This window comes from Phyllobacterium pellucidum, assembly GCF_013327855.1.
Classification (GTDB): domain Bacteria; phylum Pseudomonadota; class Alphaproteobacteria; order Rhizobiales; family Rhizobiaceae; genus Phyllobacterium; species Phyllobacterium pellucidum.
In genome coordinates this window covers 118,431-134,272 of sequence record NZ_JABUMX010000003.1, presented here as the reverse complement: position 1 = coordinate 134,272, position 15,842 = coordinate 118,431, and the positions used below count along the sequence as shown (strand labels likewise).

General features: G+C 59.4%; 14 protein-coding genes and 1 tRNA gene. 10 read left to right on the top strand and 5 right to left on the bottom strand.

All coding sequences use genetic code 11. The annotated features are described in order from the left end of the window. Positions 1 to 105 precede the first annotated feature (105 nt). From glmM to HQ945_RS13900, 5 genes are all read left to right on the top strand, one after another. Positions 106 to 1,452 carry a phosphoglucosamine mutase gene (glmM, locus tag HQ945_RS13920; protein ID WP_027231270.1) on the top strand — a complete coding sequence of 449 codons (1,347 nt, stop codon included), beginning with the start codon at positions 106 to 108 and terminating at the stop codon, positions 1,450 to 1,452. Positions 1,453 to 1,677: 225 nt separating this feature from the next. Continuing rightward, positions 1,678 to 2,463 (top strand): outer membrane protein, encoded by a 786-nt coding sequence (locus HQ945_RS13915; protein WP_081815817.1) that lies wholly within the window; start codon positions 1,678 to 1,680, stop codon positions 2,461 to 2,463. 182 nt (positions 2,464 to 2,645) lie between these two features. Next, on the top strand, positions 2,646 to 3,821 hold the full coding sequence (locus HQ945_RS13910; protein WP_113281542.1) for a phosphoserine transaminase: 1,176 nt from the start codon (positions 2,646 to 2,648) through the stop codon (positions 3,819 to 3,821). Between the two features lie 74 nt (positions 3,822 to 3,895). Next, the gene (gene serA, locus HQ945_RS13905; protein WP_027231273.1) at positions 3,896 to 5,491 is read left to right on the top strand and encodes a phosphoglycerate dehydrogenase; all 1,596 of its coding nucleotides are present in this window, start codon (positions 3,896 to 3,898) and stop codon (positions 5,489 to 5,491) included. A gap of 17 nt (positions 5,492 to 5,508) precedes the next feature. After that, the gene (locus HQ945_RS13900; RefSeq protein ID WP_174208201.1) at positions 5,509 to 6,024 is read left to right on the top strand and encodes a GNAT family N-acetyltransferase; all 516 of its coding nucleotides are present in this window, start codon (positions 5,509 to 5,511) and stop codon (positions 6,022 to 6,024) included. Here HQ945_RS13900 and HQ945_RS13895 read toward each other — a convergent pair. Further along, positions 6,002 to 6,913: a DMT family transporter gene (locus HQ945_RS13895; RefSeq protein ID WP_174208200.1), complete on the bottom strand. Its 912-nt coding sequence runs from the start codon at positions 6,911 to 6,913 to the stop codon at positions 6,002 to 6,004. The two genes, HQ945_RS13900 and HQ945_RS13895, sit on opposite strands and share 23 nt — an antisense overlap. 192 nt (positions 6,914 to 7,105) lie before the next feature. Between HQ945_RS13895 and HQ945_RS13890 the strand changes: the two genes are divergently transcribed. Together HQ945_RS13890 and HQ945_RS23145 are read left to right on the top strand one after the other, a co-directional pair. After that, the gene (locus HQ945_RS13890; protein ID WP_174208199.1) at positions 7,106 to 8,398 is read left to right on the top strand and encodes an adenylosuccinate synthase; all 1,293 of its coding nucleotides are present in this window, start codon (positions 7,106 to 7,108) and stop codon (positions 8,396 to 8,398) included. Between the two features lie 47 nt (positions 8,399 to 8,445). Then, positions 8,446 to 10,125, top strand: coding sequence for a hypothetical protein (locus HQ945_RS23145; protein ID WP_174208198.1), 1,680 nt, complete (start codon positions 8,446 to 8,448; stop codon positions 10,123 to 10,125). A 68-nt stretch (positions 10,126 to 10,193) separates the two neighbouring features. On the opposite strand, the gene rpoH is transcribed toward HQ945_RS23145, so the two are convergent. Next, positions 10,194 to 11,102, bottom strand: a complete 909-nt coding sequence (gene rpoH, locus HQ945_RS13880; RefSeq protein ID WP_027231278.1) for an RNA polymerase sigma factor RpoH — start codon at positions 11,100 to 11,102, stop codon at positions 10,194 to 10,196. A gap of 228 nt (positions 11,103 to 11,330) precedes the next feature. Then, entirely contained in the window at positions 11,331 to 12,335 is a 1,005-nt protein-coding gene (locus HQ945_RS13875) for an RluA family pseudouridine synthase (RefSeq protein ID WP_174208197.1), read from the bottom strand. A 54-nt stretch (positions 12,336 to 12,389) separates the two neighbouring features. Between HQ945_RS13875 and HQ945_RS13870 the strand changes: the two genes are divergently transcribed. Together HQ945_RS13870 and HQ945_RS13865 are read left to right on the top strand one after the other, a co-directional pair. Continuing rightward, positions 12,390 to 12,788, top strand: coding sequence for a fimbrial protein (locus tag HQ945_RS13870; protein ID WP_113281545.1), 399 nt, complete (start codon positions 12,390 to 12,392; stop codon positions 12,786 to 12,788). Between the two features lie 84 nt (positions 12,789 to 12,872). Continuing rightward, positions 12,873 to 12,947: transfer RNA gene (locus HQ945_RS13865), tRNA-Glu, on the top strand. Between the two features lie 35 nt (positions 12,948 to 12,982). Here the strand turns inward: HQ945_RS13865 and HQ945_RS13860 are convergent. Beyond that, a complete protein-coding gene (locus HQ945_RS13860; protein WP_027231281.1) occupies positions 12,983 to 13,696 on the bottom strand; it encodes a DUF2270 domain-containing protein in 714 nt (237 codons plus the stop codon). Positions 13,697 to 13,784: 88 nt separating this feature from the next. Further along, complete coding sequence (locus tag HQ945_RS13855) at positions 13,785 to 15,011, bottom strand: TIGR03862 family flavoprotein (RefSeq protein WP_174208196.1); 1,227 nt, start codon at positions 15,009 to 15,011, stop codon at positions 13,785 to 13,787. A gap of 178 nt (positions 15,012 to 15,189) precedes the next feature. Here HQ945_RS13855 and HQ945_RS13850 point away from each other — a divergent pair, with 178 nt between their 5' ends. Then, positions 15,190 to 15,828, top strand: coding sequence for a glycosyltransferase family 29 protein (locus tag HQ945_RS13850; protein ID WP_174208195.1), 639 nt, complete (start codon positions 15,190 to 15,192; stop codon positions 15,826 to 15,828). The last annotated feature ends 14 nt before the right edge of the window (positions 15,829 to 15,842 follow it).

The following is a 15,842-nucleotide window of genomic DNA, read 5'->3' as shown; positions in this document are numbered from 1 at the left end:
AATAGAAGGTCTTTTGCAATAAGCTTCACAAGACCAAAGTCAGGCACACGAGGCTGCATTCCTGTCTTTCCGGATATGAGACAGCCCTAAATTCGGATAACCAGCATGGCGCGCAAATATTTCGGCACGGATGGCATTCGCGGACAGGCAAACGCCTATCCCATGACCCCCGACATCGCAATGAAAGTCGGCATGGCCGTCGGCCTTACGTTCAAGCGCGGCGAGCACCGCAACCGCGTCGTTATCGGCAAGGATACGCGGCTTTCAGGGTACATGATCGAGAACGCCCTTGTCGCCGGCTTCACCTCGACCGGGATGGATGTATTCCTGCTCGGCCCGATTCCGACACCCGCTGTTGCAATGCTCTGCCGCTCGCTCCGCGCCGATATCGGCGTGATGATCTCGGCTTCGCATAACCCCTATTTCGACAATGGCATCAAGCTGTTCGGACCGGACGGCTTCAAGCTTTCCGACGAGATCGAACTGCAGATCGAACGTCTGATGGACGAGAACCTGTCGGATCGCCTGTCGAGTTTCGACAATCTCGGACGCGCCAAGCGTGTCGATGGCGACATCTACCGCTACATCGAATTTGCAAAGCGCACGACGCCTAAGAATATCTCGCTCTCGGGCCTCAGGATCGTCGTCGACTGTGCCAATGGCGCGGCCTACAAGGTCGCTCCGGCCGCCCTTTGGGAACTCGGCGCGGAAGTGATCACAATCAACGATAAGCCGAACGGCACCAACATCAATGAAGACTGCGGTTCGACCCATCCGCTCGGCCTGATCAAGAAGGTGCACGAGGTGCGGGCCGATATCGGCATCGCGCTCGATGGCGATGCCGACCGCGTGCTGATCGTCGATGAAAATGGCGCCATCATCGACGGCGACCAGTTGATGGCGGTCATCGCCCAATCGTGGCAGGAGACGGATAGGCTCGTCGGCGGCGGCGTCGTTGCAACCGTGATGTCCAATCTCGGGCTCGAACGCTTCTTGATGGATCGGGGACTGACCCTTGCCCGCACGCAGGTTGGAGACCGCTACGTGGTCGAGCACATGCGTAACCATGGCTTCAACGTCGGGGGCGAGCAGTCCGGTCACATCGTTTTGTCCGATTTCTCGACAACGGGCGACGGCCTGGTCTCGGCCTTGCAGATACTCGCTGTCGTGCAGGAACAGGGACGTCCGGTCAGCGAGGTTTGCCGCAAGTTCGACCCCGTGCCGCAGCTCTTGAAGAATGTGCGCACCACCGGCGGCAAGCCGCTTGAAAACAAGAACGTGAAAAGCGCGATCGACGAAGCGCGCGATCGTCTCGGCACGGCCGGCCGCCTTGTGATCCGCCCGTCCGGCACCGAGCCGCTGATCCGCGTCATGGCGGAGGGCGACGACCGCAAGCTGGTCGAGGCGGTGGTCAACGACATCATTTCCGTGATTTCGTCTTCGGCGGCCTAGCCGGCCGCAATCCATTAACAAATCATAACGAAGACGGGCCCCATTCGGGCCCGTTTTGTTGTTAAGGGTCTCAATCTACTCAAAGCTGTATTCCATTAACCTTAATAGACATGGTGAACAAACACGGTTAAGCGGGACTTAACCTTTTACGCCCATATTTCCCTCACAACCATCTGTGGCAATCGCCGCGCTTTCCAACCATGGGGCTTTGTGAGGAATAGAGTAATGAGCACATTCAACAAATTTGCTGCCATGGGCGCAGCTATTATGAGCCTGGGCGCGGCACCGGCCCTCGCGGCGGACATGATCCAGGATCCGGTGGTGGAAGTGGCGCCTTTCGGCGGTTGGTATCTGCGCGGCGACATCGGCATGAGCAACCAGCAGTTCGATCATCTCGACTATGTCGGGTTTGCTGATCCCGCCTATCATACCTTTTTCAATGATGGCGACTTCGATGCCGGCATGACGGCGCAGATCGGTATCGGCTACCAATTCAACGACTGGCTCCGTGCCGACGTGACCGGGCAATATCGTGGCAAAACCGATTTCAGTGCGCTGGACTTCTACGATATCGATGGCGACCTCACCACGACGGATGACGCGGCCACAAATGAATACCATGCCAAGAAGTCGGAATGGCTGTTCCTTGCCAATGCCTATGCCGACCTTGGCACCTATGCCGGAATCACGCCCTATGTGGGCGCCGGTATCGGCGCGTCGCGCAATACGATTTCGGGCTTCACCGACAATAACATCATTACTGGCGGCGGCGGCTATGCCGGCAGTGCCTCGCAGTGGGAGCTCGCCTGGGCGCTGCATGCCGGTGTCGGCATCAAGGCTACCGATCGCATGACGATCGATATCGGCTACAGCTATGTCGATCTCGGCGACGGCAAGACCGACAATGCCTTTAACTACATCAACTCGCTTACCCGCGAAAATCCTGAACCCTTCAAGTTCAAGGATATTACCTCCCATGACTTCAAGGTCGGCGTTCGTTACGCTTTCTGATTGAGTGAGCCATCGAACTTCAACGGCAGGTGCCAGCACCTGCCGTTTTCGTTTGAAGTTCGCCAGAAATTCATGTCGCAGCCAAACATATTTCTTGACTGCCAGCGACATTTCTCCTAGGTCCCGGAGTGGGCCACCTCTCCCCAACGAGAGGCGTGCTATCTGTGAGGATAGGAGAAAACATGACTACGCTTGTAAAGCCGGCCCAGCGCCCGGCTAATCCCAATTTTTCATCAGGTCCCTGTGCTAAACGTCCCGGATGGTCGCTTGCGGCGCTTTCCGATGCAGCGCTTGGCCGTTCGCATCGCGCCAAGGTCGGCAAGACCAAGCTGAAGCAGGCCATCGACCTTACCCGTGAGATTTTGCAGGTTCCTGCCGATTACCGCATCGGCATCGTTCCGGCCTCCGATACGGGCGCCGTCGAAATGGCGCTCTGGTCACTGCTGGGCGAGCGCGGCGTCGACATGGTCGCATGGGAAAGCTTCGGCGCCGGCTGGGTGACTGATGTCGTCAAACAGCTGAAGCTCGCCGATGCCCGCACGATCGAAGCCGGCTACGGCGAACTGCCAGACCTTTCCAAGATCGATTTCGACCGCGACGTGGTCTTTACCTGGAACGGCACAACGTCCGGCGTGCGCGTTCCGAGCGGCGACTTCATCCCTGGGGACCGCAAGGGCCTCACCATCTGCGACGCAACGTCGGCCGCATTCGCACAGCGCCTTGATTTCGCCAAGCTCGATGTCGTCACCTTCTCCTGGCAGAAGGTTCTCGGCGGCGAGGGTGCACACGGCATGCTCATCCTCAGCCCGCGCGCGGTCGAGCGGCTTTTAACCTATAAACCTGCTTGGCCCCTGCCGAAGATTTTCCGCCTCACCTCCGGCGGCAAGCTCATCGAAGGCATTTTCTCCGGCGAGACGATCAACACGCCCTCGATGCTCTGCGTCGAGGATTACCTCGATGCGTTGAACTGGGCGAAGTCGGTGGGAAGCCTCGATGGACTCGTTGCCCGCGCCGACAGGAACTTCGCGGCGATCAACGCCTTTGTCGAACGTACGCCATGGCTTGCCAATCTGGCAAAGGATCCGGCAACCCGGTCGAACACCTCCGTTTGCCTGACCATCGTCGATCCTGAGATCACCGCGCTTGACGCCGACGCTCAGGCCAGCTTTGCCAAGAACCTCGTCGCTGCCCTCGAAAAGGAAGCGGTCGCCTACGATATCGGCGCCTATCGCGATGCTCCGTCGGGTCTGCGCATCTGGGCCGGCGCTACTGTCGAGACGGCTGACCTCGAGGCCTTGATGCTGTGGCTGGATTGGGCGTTCGAAGCCCAGAAGGCCGAACTGAAGAAGGCCGCCTAGGTCTCCAGGCTAAAGCCGGCCGCAGCATTGCGGCCGCTCCTCCCATTTATCCGATTTCAACGATGGAGGCCATGATGGCACCGCGCGTACTCGTATCCGACAAACTCTCCCCCACCGCCGTCCAGATCTTCAAGGATCACGGTGTCGAAGTCGATTACTTGCCGGATCTAGGCAAGGACAAGGACAAGCTGCTTGAGGTCATCGGCCAATATGATGGCCTTGCCATTCGCTCGGCGACGAAGGTCACCGAGAAGCTGATTAGCGCAGCGAAGAACCTCAAGGTCATTGGCCGCGCCGGTATCGGCGTCGATAATGTCGACATCCCGGCCGCTTCTCGCCGCGGTATCATCGTCATGAATACGCCCTTCGGCAATTCGATCACCACGGCTGAGCACGCCGTTGCATTGATGTTCGCCGTCGCCCGCGAATTGCCTGAGGCCGATGCTTCAACTCGCGCCGGCAAATGGGAAAAGAACCGTTTCATGGGTGTCGAGATCACCGGCAAGACGCTCGGTGTTATCGGCTGCGGCAATATCGGCTCGATCGTCGCTACGCGTGGCGTCGGTCTCAAGATGCATGTCATCGCCTTCGATCCGTTCCTTTCCGAGGGGAGGGCGGAGGAACTCGGCGTTGAGAAGGTCGAACTCGACGAGCTTTTGACCCGTGCCGATTTCATCAGCCTGCATACGCCGATGACCGACAAGACGCGCGGCATCATCAACGCCGACGCGATCGCAAAGATGAAGGACGGTGTGCGTATCATCAACTGTGCCCGCGGCGGTCTCATCGTCGAGAAGGACCTCGTTGCCGCACTCAAATCCGGCAAGGTCGCTGGCGCCGGCATTGATGTCTTCGAAGTCGAGCCTGCTACGGATAACGAGCTGTTCCATCTGCCGAACGTCGTGTGCACACCGCACCTTGGCGCATCGACCAGCGAAGCGCAGGAAAACGTCGCCCTGCAGGTCGCAGAGCAAATGTCGGATTACCTGATCAAGGGTGCGGTCTCCAACGCGATCAACATGCCCTCGATCACCGCGGAAGAAGCGCCGCGCCTCAAGCCCTTCGTCAAGCTTGCCGAAGTGCTGGGTGCTTTCGTCGGCCAGGTCACGGAAGAGCCGATCGAGGAAGTCGAAGTGCTGTTCGATGGAGCGACGGCGGCGATGAATACGCGGGCATTGCTTAGCGCGACGCTCGCCGGTCTCATCCGCCCGCAGGTCGCCGATGTGAACATGGTTTCCGCGCCGATCATGGTGAAGGAACGCGGTATCATCGTTTCCGAGATCCGTCGTGACAAATCCGGCGTGTTCGACGGGTATATCAAACTGACTGTGAAGTCGGCGTCGATGACGCGCTCGATCGCCGGCACCTGCTTCTCCGATGGCAAGCCGCGCTTCATCCAGATCAAGGGTATCAACCTCGACGCGGAAGTCGGGCAGCATATGCTCTATACGACCAACAACGATACGCCGGGCATGATCGGCCTGCTTGGTACGATCTGCGGCAACAACAAGGTCAACATCGCCAACTTCGCGCTTGGGCGCGATGCGCCCGGCGGCAATGCCATTGCCATGCTCTATCTCGACGAGCGCATCCCGGACAATGTCCTTGAGGAACTTCGGGTCAACAAAGCAATTGTTTCGGCCAAGCCGCTGGAATTCAACATCGCTTGATAGTACGGATGTCGGTCATGGCATCCGAACACACCGACCTCCGTTGGCGTTTGATGGAAGCGGGCGACCTCGCTTCCATCAATGCCATGGCCGAAGTCATCCACCCGGATTTTCCGGAGGATGACAGCGTTTTCCGCGAGCGCATGCGGCTTTATGGCGACGGCTGTTTTGTGCTCGAATCGCCGGGAGGCGCTCTTCACGGCTACGCGGTCACCCACCCGTGGCAACTCTATGCGATGCCTGCGCTCAACAGCCTGCTCGTCGAATTACCCACCCACCCTTCCACCTACTACCTGCACGATATCGCCCTCATGCCGACGGCCCGCGGTAGCGGCGCGGCGGCCCGCATTGTTGCCGTTCTTGCCGAGCAGGCCAGGCGGGAAGACCTTGCCAATATGTCTCTGGTCTCGGTCAACAACTCGGTTGGATTCTGGGAAAAGCAGGGCTTCAAGACAGAAAACCTGCCAGAGCTTGAAGCAAAGCTCAAAACCTATTCGGAGGACGCGCGTTTCATGGTCCGCCAGCTTCGCTGATCGCGGCGTGCTTGCGGCCGCTGAGTTCGGCGATCCAGATGCCGCCAAGCACGAGCACAAGGGCGATGCCGTGGTAGGGGTGGAACTCCTCGCCGAGCAAGGCTACCGCGAGAAGCGTCCCGAAGATCGGGACCGCATTGATGAAGAGGCCGGCGCGGTTGGCGCCGATATATTCGACGCCCTTGAGGAAAAGCACCTGTGCGGCAAGTGAAGGCAAGATAGCGGTATAGAGGACGACCATGGCGCCGGTCGTGTCCGGTGGCATCAGCGCGCCGCGCTGCCATTCCCAGAGCGTGAACGGGATCGCGGTCAGAAACGCGAAGAAGGTCATTGCCGTCATCAGGCTCTGCCAGTTGATGGCGGGCCGGAACCGCAGCGCCACCGTGTAACCGCTATAGAGCAGGACTGCGAGGATCATCAGCGCATCGCCGAAATTGACTTCAAGCCGGGCCAATTGGCTAAAGCTGCCGTGCCCCGCGGTCAGCGCCACGCCAACGAGCGAAAGGCTGAAGCCGATGATCTGCCCGGCGCGAACGGGCGTGCCGAACAGCAGGAGATTTGCAACGAAGATCACCATGGGTATGCCGGCCTGCTCGATCGTGACGTTGATCGCGGACGTATAGTTGAGTGCGCTGTAGAGCGCCATGTTGAAGAAGGTGAAGCCGAAAGCGCCGAGGGCGGCGAGTAACCACAAATGTTTGCGCAGCATAGTCCAGTCGCGCTGCAATTGTCTGACGCTGATGGCGGCGATGATCAGAAAGGCGAGCAGCCAGCGCAAAAGCGTCAGCAGCATCGGCGAGATATGGCCGACTGCAAACTTGCCGGCCACAGCATTGCCGCCCCAAAAAAGCGCGGTTAGCAGCAGAAATATGTAGGCGGTACGATTCATGTTTTGCAATCTATTCGGGGTGGTTGCGAAACCACTATCTGGATGCAACGGCAGGTACGTTTATTGCCAGGATAAAGGTAAATAGGTTGCGTGATAGCCGAAAGAATTGTCGCGCTTTTATGAACCAGCCTGTATAGAAGCACCGCATTTGAAGAAAAATGCACGACGAGGTTATGACTCGAGGAGTTTTGAATGGCAAATGTTGTTGTGATCGGTTCCCAATGGGGCGATGAGGGCAAGGGAAAGATCGTTGATTGGCTTTCCGAACGGGCAGATATCATCGTTCGCTTTCAGGGCGGTCACAATGCAGGTCATACGCTGGTCGTCGATGGCGTCACCTATAAGCTGTCACTCCTGCCCTCCGGCGTCGTGCGTCCCGGCAAGCTGTCGATCATCGGCAACGGCGTCGTTTTCGATCCGCATGCCTTCATCGCCGAGAAGAAGAAACTGGAAGCCCAGGGCGTTGTCATTACCCCGGATACGCTGAAAATCGCCGAAAATACGAGCCTGATCCTGTCGATCCATGGCGAACTTGACCGGCGGCGGGAAGCTTCGAACGCGGGCACCAAGATCGGCACCACCGGCCGCGGCATTGGTCCAGCCTATGAGGACAAGGTGGGACGACGCGCCATTCATGTTCTCGACCTTGCCGATCCGGACACGCTCCCGGCAAAGATCGAGCGCCTGCTCGCGCACCACAATCCGCTTCGCCGTGGTCTCGGCATCGAAGAGGTCGATGGGGAAAAACTTCTCGCTGAACTCAACGACGCCGCGCCGCACATCCTGCCCTTCATGGACCGTGTATGGTATGTGCTCGACCAGAAGAAGCGGGCAGGCGAGCGTATCCTTTTCGAGGGGGCGCAAGGCACGCTCCTCGACATAGACCATGGCACCTATCCGTTCGTTACCTCATCCAACACTGTTGCCGGGCAGGCTTCCGCAGGTTCGGGCATTGGCCCTGGCTCCCTGCATTATGTGCTTGGCATCACCAAGGCCTACACGACACGCGTCGGCGAGGGGCCCTTCCCGACCGAACAGCAGAATGAAGTCGGGCAGTTCCTCGGCGAGCGCGGCCACGAGTTTGGGACGGTTACCGGGCGCAAGCGCCGTTGCGGCTGGTTCGACGCGGTGTTGGTGCGCCAGGCGGTTGCCAATAACGGCATCAGCGGGATCGCGCTCACAAAGCTCGATGTCCTTGATGGACTAGAGGAGATCAAGGTTTGCACCGGCTACGAACTTGACGGCGAAGTAATCGATTATCTTCCGGCGGGGCAGGGTCAGCAGGCGCGCGTCAAGCCCGTCTACGAGACGCTCGAAGGCTGGAAGGGAACCACGGCCGGCGCACGGAGCTGGAGCGAGCTTCCGGCGCAGGCAGTCAAGTATGTGCGCTATATCGAGGAATTGATCGGCGCGCCGATCGCTTTGCTGTCCACCAGCCCCGAACGCGACGACACGATACTTGTTACCGATCCGTTTCATGACTAGACTCGGATTGTCCTAGAATCTCACAGCAAAACCATAGGTTTGGGTGAATGGCAGACTTCGTTGCAGTATTGAGGAAGACAATTGACGGGATCGCGGACCCAACGCCCGAACTTCGTCAACGTGTATATGCAAAAGCTCGTGCAACGATTGAGCAGAAGCTTGCGGCGCTGAATGCGCCGGAAGCCGCGGCGGCGCGCCAGATAAGTGCGCTTGAAGACGCTATCGCCGAGGTAGAGTCTGAATTCACGCCGGCCATCGAGGATGCGCCGCCACCGCCGGTGGAAGCAAAGCCGGTCGCCCCGCCACCATCATCGACGCCGCCGCATTTCAAGTTTACGCCCATTATGGATCCGGAACCGGAGCCTGAAATCAAAGCGCCGGAGCCCCTGCCTGCGCCGCCGGAGCCTCCGAAGCCCGCGCCAAGCGTGACGCCGGGCTTCACAAAGATAGGTTCGCAGCCTGATGCGCTTGAAGATTTTCTGACAAGTCACGGTGCCGGCATCAACAAGCGGAGCGAGCCTGAGGACGAAAGGCTTCCTGACGAAGATGTATTGGCAGAATCCGCGACCGGGTTTGCCGCAGGCAATAAATCTGGCCGAGGCCCGGAAGAAGAAGACAAAAACGATCTGACGGTCGCCGCGGAAGATCGCGGGGCGGGCGATTATGGCGTGTACACGCGCGGCCCCCTGAAGCGCTCGGCGCCGAAGAAGTCGCTGGTGCCGCTCCTTGCCATTCTTGGCCTTCTGCTGGTCATTGCCGGTGGCGGCTATGCAGGATGGGTTTACAAGGACAAGCTTTCCGAACAAGCTTCAGCGGCCAAGACCTGGCTTGCCAGCCTGACCAGTTCCAAGACCGAACCGCAGGCGCCGCCTGCGGAAACCGCCAACAATGCGCCGGCCACGACACCCGCTGAGCCAGCCGCGCCTGCACCGACGCCGCAAGCCACTGCGCCAGCGGCAACGCCGGATAGCACCGAGCCCAAACCCGAGCCGAAGCTGACGCAGCGCCTGATGCCGGATGGGCAGGAGGTCAATCCCGGCCCGGCCAACGACAAGCCTTCGCTCGGTGAGGGAACGTCCGTTGCAGCATCGACACCGGACCAATCGGCAAAGCCGGCTGCACCCCCGGCCGAACAGCAGGCCGCGGGCCAGACACAGCAACCGGCCGCCCTGCCGATCGGACAGAAAGCCTTCTTCTATGAGGAACGCTCCGGTCAGGAAGCCGGAACCGCCGACGCTGGCGCGGTCGTCTGGTCGGTGGTGCAGGAATCCCCCGGCAACGACCTGCCGCCGGAACCTGCGATCAAGGCTGAGGTCACCATTCCTGGCCGAGGCATAAACCTGCGCATGATCATTCGGCGCAATGGCGACAAGACCTTGCCCGCGAGCCATCTGGTCGAGATGATCTTTACGGTTCCTGAGGGCTTCCCCGGCGGGTCGATCGAAAATGTCTCGCGAATGACCTTCAAGGATACGGAACAGGCGCCGGGCAGCCCGCTCGTCGCCATACCGGCGAAGATCGCTGACAATTTCTTCATCATTGCGATGAACGACGCCAAGACGGCGGTCGATACCAACATGGCACTGATGGGCCGCCAATCGTGGATCGATATTCCGATTGCCTACAAGACCGGACGCCGGGCGCTGATCACGCTCGAAAAGGGTCTGCCCGGCGAGAAGGTTTTCAACGACGTCCTGAAATCCTGGGCAGACAAGGCCGGCGGTTAGGATTACGACGCGTGATGATATGAAAAAGGCCGCTTGAAGCGGCCTTTTTTGCATTCAGCTCGGGGAGACTAGCGGCTGTCACTCATCGAGACGAGCGCCTTCTGCTGCTTGATGGCGGCTGCCTTGACCGCATCCTGTACCTTTTCGAAAGCACGGACCTCGATCTGGCGTACACGCTCGCGGCTGATGCCGAATTCGGTCGAGAGGTCCTCGAGCGTAACGGGATCATCTGCAAGGCGCCGCGCCTGGAAGATGCGGCGCTCGCGGTCATTGAGCGACGACATCGCACCGGACAGCATTTCGCGCCGGCTTTCGAGCTCGTCCTGCTCGATCAGCATGTCCTCGGCACTGTCGTGGTCGTCCACCAGCCAGTCCTGCCAGTCGCCGCCTGCCTCGCCGTCGGCCGAGCGGATCGGCGCATTGAGCGAAGCATCGCCGGAAAGGCGTCGGTTCATCGAAATGACCTCGTCTTCCGACACGCTGAGCCGCGTTGCGATCTCCTTGACCTGTTCCGGGTTCAAATCGCCATCATCGAGCGCCTGAATCTTGCTCTTCACCTTGCGCAGGTTGAAGAACAGGCGCTTCTGGTTGGCGGTCGTGCCCATCTTTACCAGGCTCCACGAGCGCAGGACATATTCCTGGATCGAGGCCTTGATCCACCACATCGCATAGGTTGCAAGGCGGAAACCGCGCTCCGGTTCGAAACGCTTCACGGCCTGCATCAGGCCGACATTGCCTTCGGAAATGACTTCACCGATCGGCAGGCCATAGCCGCGATAACCCATCGCAATCTTGGCGACGAGACGCAGATGGCTGGTAACGAGCTTGTGTGCCGCCTTCGGATCGGAATGCTCAAGATACCGCTTGGCGAGCATGTACTCTTCTTGCGGTTCGAGCATCGGAAAGCGTCGGATTTCTTCAAGGTAGCGGGTCAGTCCACCATCCCCGCCGAGAACACTAGGAAGATTTTGGGCCACAGGGCACCCTCCTCATTTGAAATGGACCCCCATTATCGGCAGGTCCGCAACATCCGGCCACCCACAAATTGGCGCTGGCGGATTCGTGCCATCAACATATAGGTACTATTTTGTCAAAATCACGATCTATTAAGCGACGAAACAAGCTGTCACATAAACGTGAACAATAGAGTCATGTTTGGGGGCGTTCGCTAGAACGTGGCATGGCAAAGAATGTTCCGCCGCTTATTAAAGCGCAGTTGTGCGGAAGGCGTCAAGTAACTCGGCCATATCCGCTGGCACGGGCGCTTCGAAGTGCATGATCTCGCCTGTCGAAGGATGTTCAAAGGCGAGAAGCTGCGCGTGGAGGGCCTGGCGCGTAAAGCTCTTGACGATGCCCTGAAGCGGTTCGGCCAATTTGTTCGCCTTGGTCTTATAGGCGCTGCCATAGTCGAGATCCCCAACGAGGGGATGGCCGATATGCGCCATGTGTACGCGGATCTGATGCGTGCGCCCGGTCTCGAGCCGGCATTCGATCAAGGCAGCAAGGGCGGTAGCATCGTCCTTCGCGCCGAATTTCTCCATGACCTCGAAATGGGTGACGGCGTGGCGCGCGTCGTCGCGCTCCTCATGTACCACGGCCTGCTTGGTGCGGTCGCGGTGAGATCGGCCGAGGGGTGCGTCGACGGTCCCGGTCTTGCGATCGGGTGTACCCCAAACGATCGCGAGATAAGCGCGTTCCAGATCGCCCGTCCGCCCATGGTCGGCAAACTGGGCGCTGAGATGGCGATGCGCGAGATCGTTCTTCGCAACGACCATGACGCCGCTGGTTTCCTTGTCGAGACGATGGACGATGCCGGGACGCTTTACCCCGCCAATGCCCGATAATGTATCGCCGCAGTGGTGGATCAGCGCATTGACGAGCGTGCCGCTCCAATTGCCGTTGCCGGGATGGACGACGAGGCCAGCTGGCTTGTTGATGACGATAAGATCGCTATCCTCGTAAAGAATATCGAGGGCGATTTCCTCCCCCTGCGGCGTTGCATCCTCGGGTTCGGGGACGGCAATCGCGATGCTCGCGCCTTCGCGCAGCTTGTGCTTGGCTTCGCGGATAATCTTGCCATCAATGCTGACCTGGCCTTCGCCGATGAGCGACTGGATGCGATTGCGCGACAGATCGGGCGCCAATTGTGCTGAAAGCCAGGCATCCAGCCGCTTGCCAGCCGCTTCGCTATCGGTAATTAACTCTTTCAAAGACCGCGTCCCTTCGTTACAGAGGCTTGGTTTCGAAACCTCGGAGATGCCTTAATGGCTCAAATCAACCAAGAACTCGATGCGGAAGAACAGCCGCTCGATCCGGCGATGGAGCGGGTGCGCCGCAAGATGATACGGCTGCTCGCCGTATCCATCGGCATCATGGTTGTGGGTCTTATGGCCGTGCTGGCGGCGATTGTCTACAAGATTAACCAGCCGGTTCCCGAGGTCGCAGCGGCGGTGCACCAGAGGGTCCCGGGGGAGCCTATGGGCGAGGCATTGGCCGGCGAATCGATCACTCTCGATCCCGGCACGCGCATTCTTTCCCACAATCTGTCGAACAATTCGCTTTCGCTGGAAACGCGGCTCGCCGACGGGACGCGGCAGATTCTGGTGTATGATGTTGCAACGAAGCGCGTCGTGGCGCGCATTGGCGAAGCTCCCGGGAAGTAGGGCAGCCAGTCGGATTAAGACAGTAACAAATCATTATTGCACTTTGGCGCCGGCTTGATTATACCGCCAGAAGCAACTCGCTAAGCGCCCATCGTCTAGCGGTCAGGACGGCGCCCTCTCACGGCGCAAACAGGGGTTCGATTCCCCTTGGGCGTACCACTTCTCTGGCACCAACGTTTATAGACTCCCGTCCCTCAGACGTGGACTTCGCCGTGCTCTTTTTCGTCCGGGTCGGTCAGCAGCGCGAGATAGCCGAGCCACACATAGAACATCACCACGCCGGCCACCACGAGCCAGCCGGGGAGCGGTCCAAAGGTGGCGTTGCGGACGATTTCGGCCAGCGACCCGGCCACATCATGTACCGCCCCGCCATCCTGCAGTTTCGGCGTAGATATTTTCAATACCCAGGCGAGGAGGAGGACGAGGAACATCCAGATATAGTTGCGGCGCAGCCGCCGCGACATTGCTGCCCTGGTAGAGATCATGAATTTCGGTCTGCGCAAATCCTCGCCGATCAGATGGCCCCATTTCGTGTCCGGATCTGGCATCGGATCGAGGATCTGAGCGAAATAGTGCTTTTCGAGCTTGCGAACGCGGCCACGATAAACATCGAAAAAGCGGTATCGACGGGCCTCGATCAGGAGCAGGAGCTGTACCAGGATCATGGCGAAGATCAGGACGCCATGGTGGGATGTCGGCGTTGAGAGGGAGAGCGAAAGCATTGCCGCAACGCCGGTGATGGCCCAGTTGGTTGTTCGGTCTATCCGGTCGCGCCAACCTGCCATGCGGCCCATTTCCGCGCGGTGATAGTGGGCGACAACGGTAATGTATTCAGCTGACGTTGCCGGCAGCGGCGGCGCCGTCCATCGTGTCTCCCCGCCGGCTGCGGCATCTCGAAGGTCGTCCATATCAGCCTCCCAACCGATATTTCCCCCCTTCAGGAGAGTACATCAAACCGACGGAATATGCTGAAAAATCATCGCCAAGCGGCGTTTTTCAATTGTCCAGAAATGCCGCCATGCCGTGCGCCGCGGCGCGCCCCGTGGCAAAGCAGGCGGTGAGGAGATAACCGCCTGTCGGAGCCTCCCAATCCAGCATCTCTCCGGCGGCAAAGACGCCCGGGATCGACTTGAGCATGTAATTGTCGTCGAGGCCCTCCCATTTTATGCCGCCGACCGAGGAGATGGCTTCGGCGATGGGACGCGGCCGAAGCAGCGGCAGTTTCAAGCTCTTTATGCTTGCGGCGAGACGCAGCGGGTGGGCAAGATCGGCCGGACTTGCATAGGCCCTGAGGAGTGCCGACTTTACGCCGTCAATGCCGGCGCCCTTGCGCAGGCGATTGCTGAAACTTGCCTTGTTATCCTGGCGCGCAAGGTCGCGGGCAAGCCGCTCCTCACTGCGTCCGGGCGCAAGATCGAGCGCCAGTTCTGCCCGCCCCTCACGTTGAAGCCGGTCGCGCAGTGCGGCGGAATGGGCGTAAACCAGGCTTCCCTCGATGCCATGGGTGCTGATCACGAATTCGCCGGGCAAGGAGCCTGCATCCGATGTTGCCGTGACCGACTTCACCGGTACGCCTGCGAATCGATCGCGAAATCCCTCATCCCAGGCGAGGTCGAAGCCGCAATTTGCCGGACGAAGGCCAGCCAGCGGCACGCCCGTAGCCGCAAGCAACGGCTGCCAGCGTCCGTCAGAGCCAAGTTTCGGCCAGCTCGCGCCGCCAAGCGCCAGCAGCGTCGCATCGCTGTGGATGATCGTTGGGCCCTCAGGCGTTTCGAATGCGTAGCCGCCTTCGGCAAAGCCTGTCCAGCGATGACGCGACTTGAGCACCACGCCACGCTGTTGCAACCGGGCAAGCCAGGCGCGCAGCAAAGGCGAGGCTTTCATGACCTTGGGAAAGACGCGGCCCGACGAGCCAACGAAGGTCTCAGTGCCAAGTCCGGCCGCCCAATGGCGGACATCGTCCGGCGTAAACGTATCGAGCGCCGCGCGCAGGTGACCTGAGGCAGCGCCGAATCGCCCGGCAAATCGGGCGTAGGCTTCGGAATGCGTGATGTTGAGCCCGGATTTTCCGGCAAGGAGAAATTTGCGGCCAAAGGTCGGCATGCTGTCGTAGACGGTGACAGTATAGCCCCCCGATGCGGACAGAAGTTCTGCGGCCATCAGTCCGGCCGGTCCGCCACCGATGATTGCGACGGCCTTTCTGCTTGGAAGTTCGTTCGCCATTGAATTCCTTCAGAAATGTTGCACGCAGTGTGATATGTGGACTAGTGCATTCAACTACACCATGTTGACTTGCGAGAGTTCCCCGTACATTAGTCGTACAACGGATGTCCATGCGAGGCTGGCGATCAGCTTCATCAATCGGGTCGTTCACCCTCGGACGAGCAACACGAAACCATTAATGTCTTCCATTCCCCATCACAGCGAACGCAAGACGATGTTCATCGTCGGTAACGGTCCGATCAAGGACAACCTCTCCGAGGATGTCGATCGTGCAGATTGTGTTGTCCGCTTCAACGAGCCCAAATCATCGAAGGGCATGTCGGGGGTCAAGACTAACATTCTGTTCGTGTGCAATTCCGGCAAGCCGATGCAGCGCCGCCTGACCGATCCGAACTATTTCGGCTCTCCGATCGTCCAAGGCGCGACCGAAGTCATTTTTGCCTATCACCCGCAGATCATCGCCGAATATTTCCGCCAGCCGCATCTCCTCTCGCGGCTCAAGGGCCGGCGCGGTGACTGGACGTTGCAGGCAATCGACGCTTTCGGCGCTGCGGGCAAATCGGTCTTGATCCTGCCCCCCCGGTTTTACAAGGATGGCTGTGCTGCGCTCGGTATTCCCGAAACTGCGCGCCGGGAGGTGTTCCCGAGTACCGGCTATTTCGGCCTGACCTATATCCTCCAACATTATGACCCGGCGGAATGGAAGATCGTCCTTTGCGGGTTCAGCTGGGAAGGCTGGCGCCGCCACTCCTGGGGCGACGAGCGCAAATGGGTCATGGACAGGGTGGAACAGAACATCCTCAACGTCATCGTATGAAGCTGGAAGCGAGG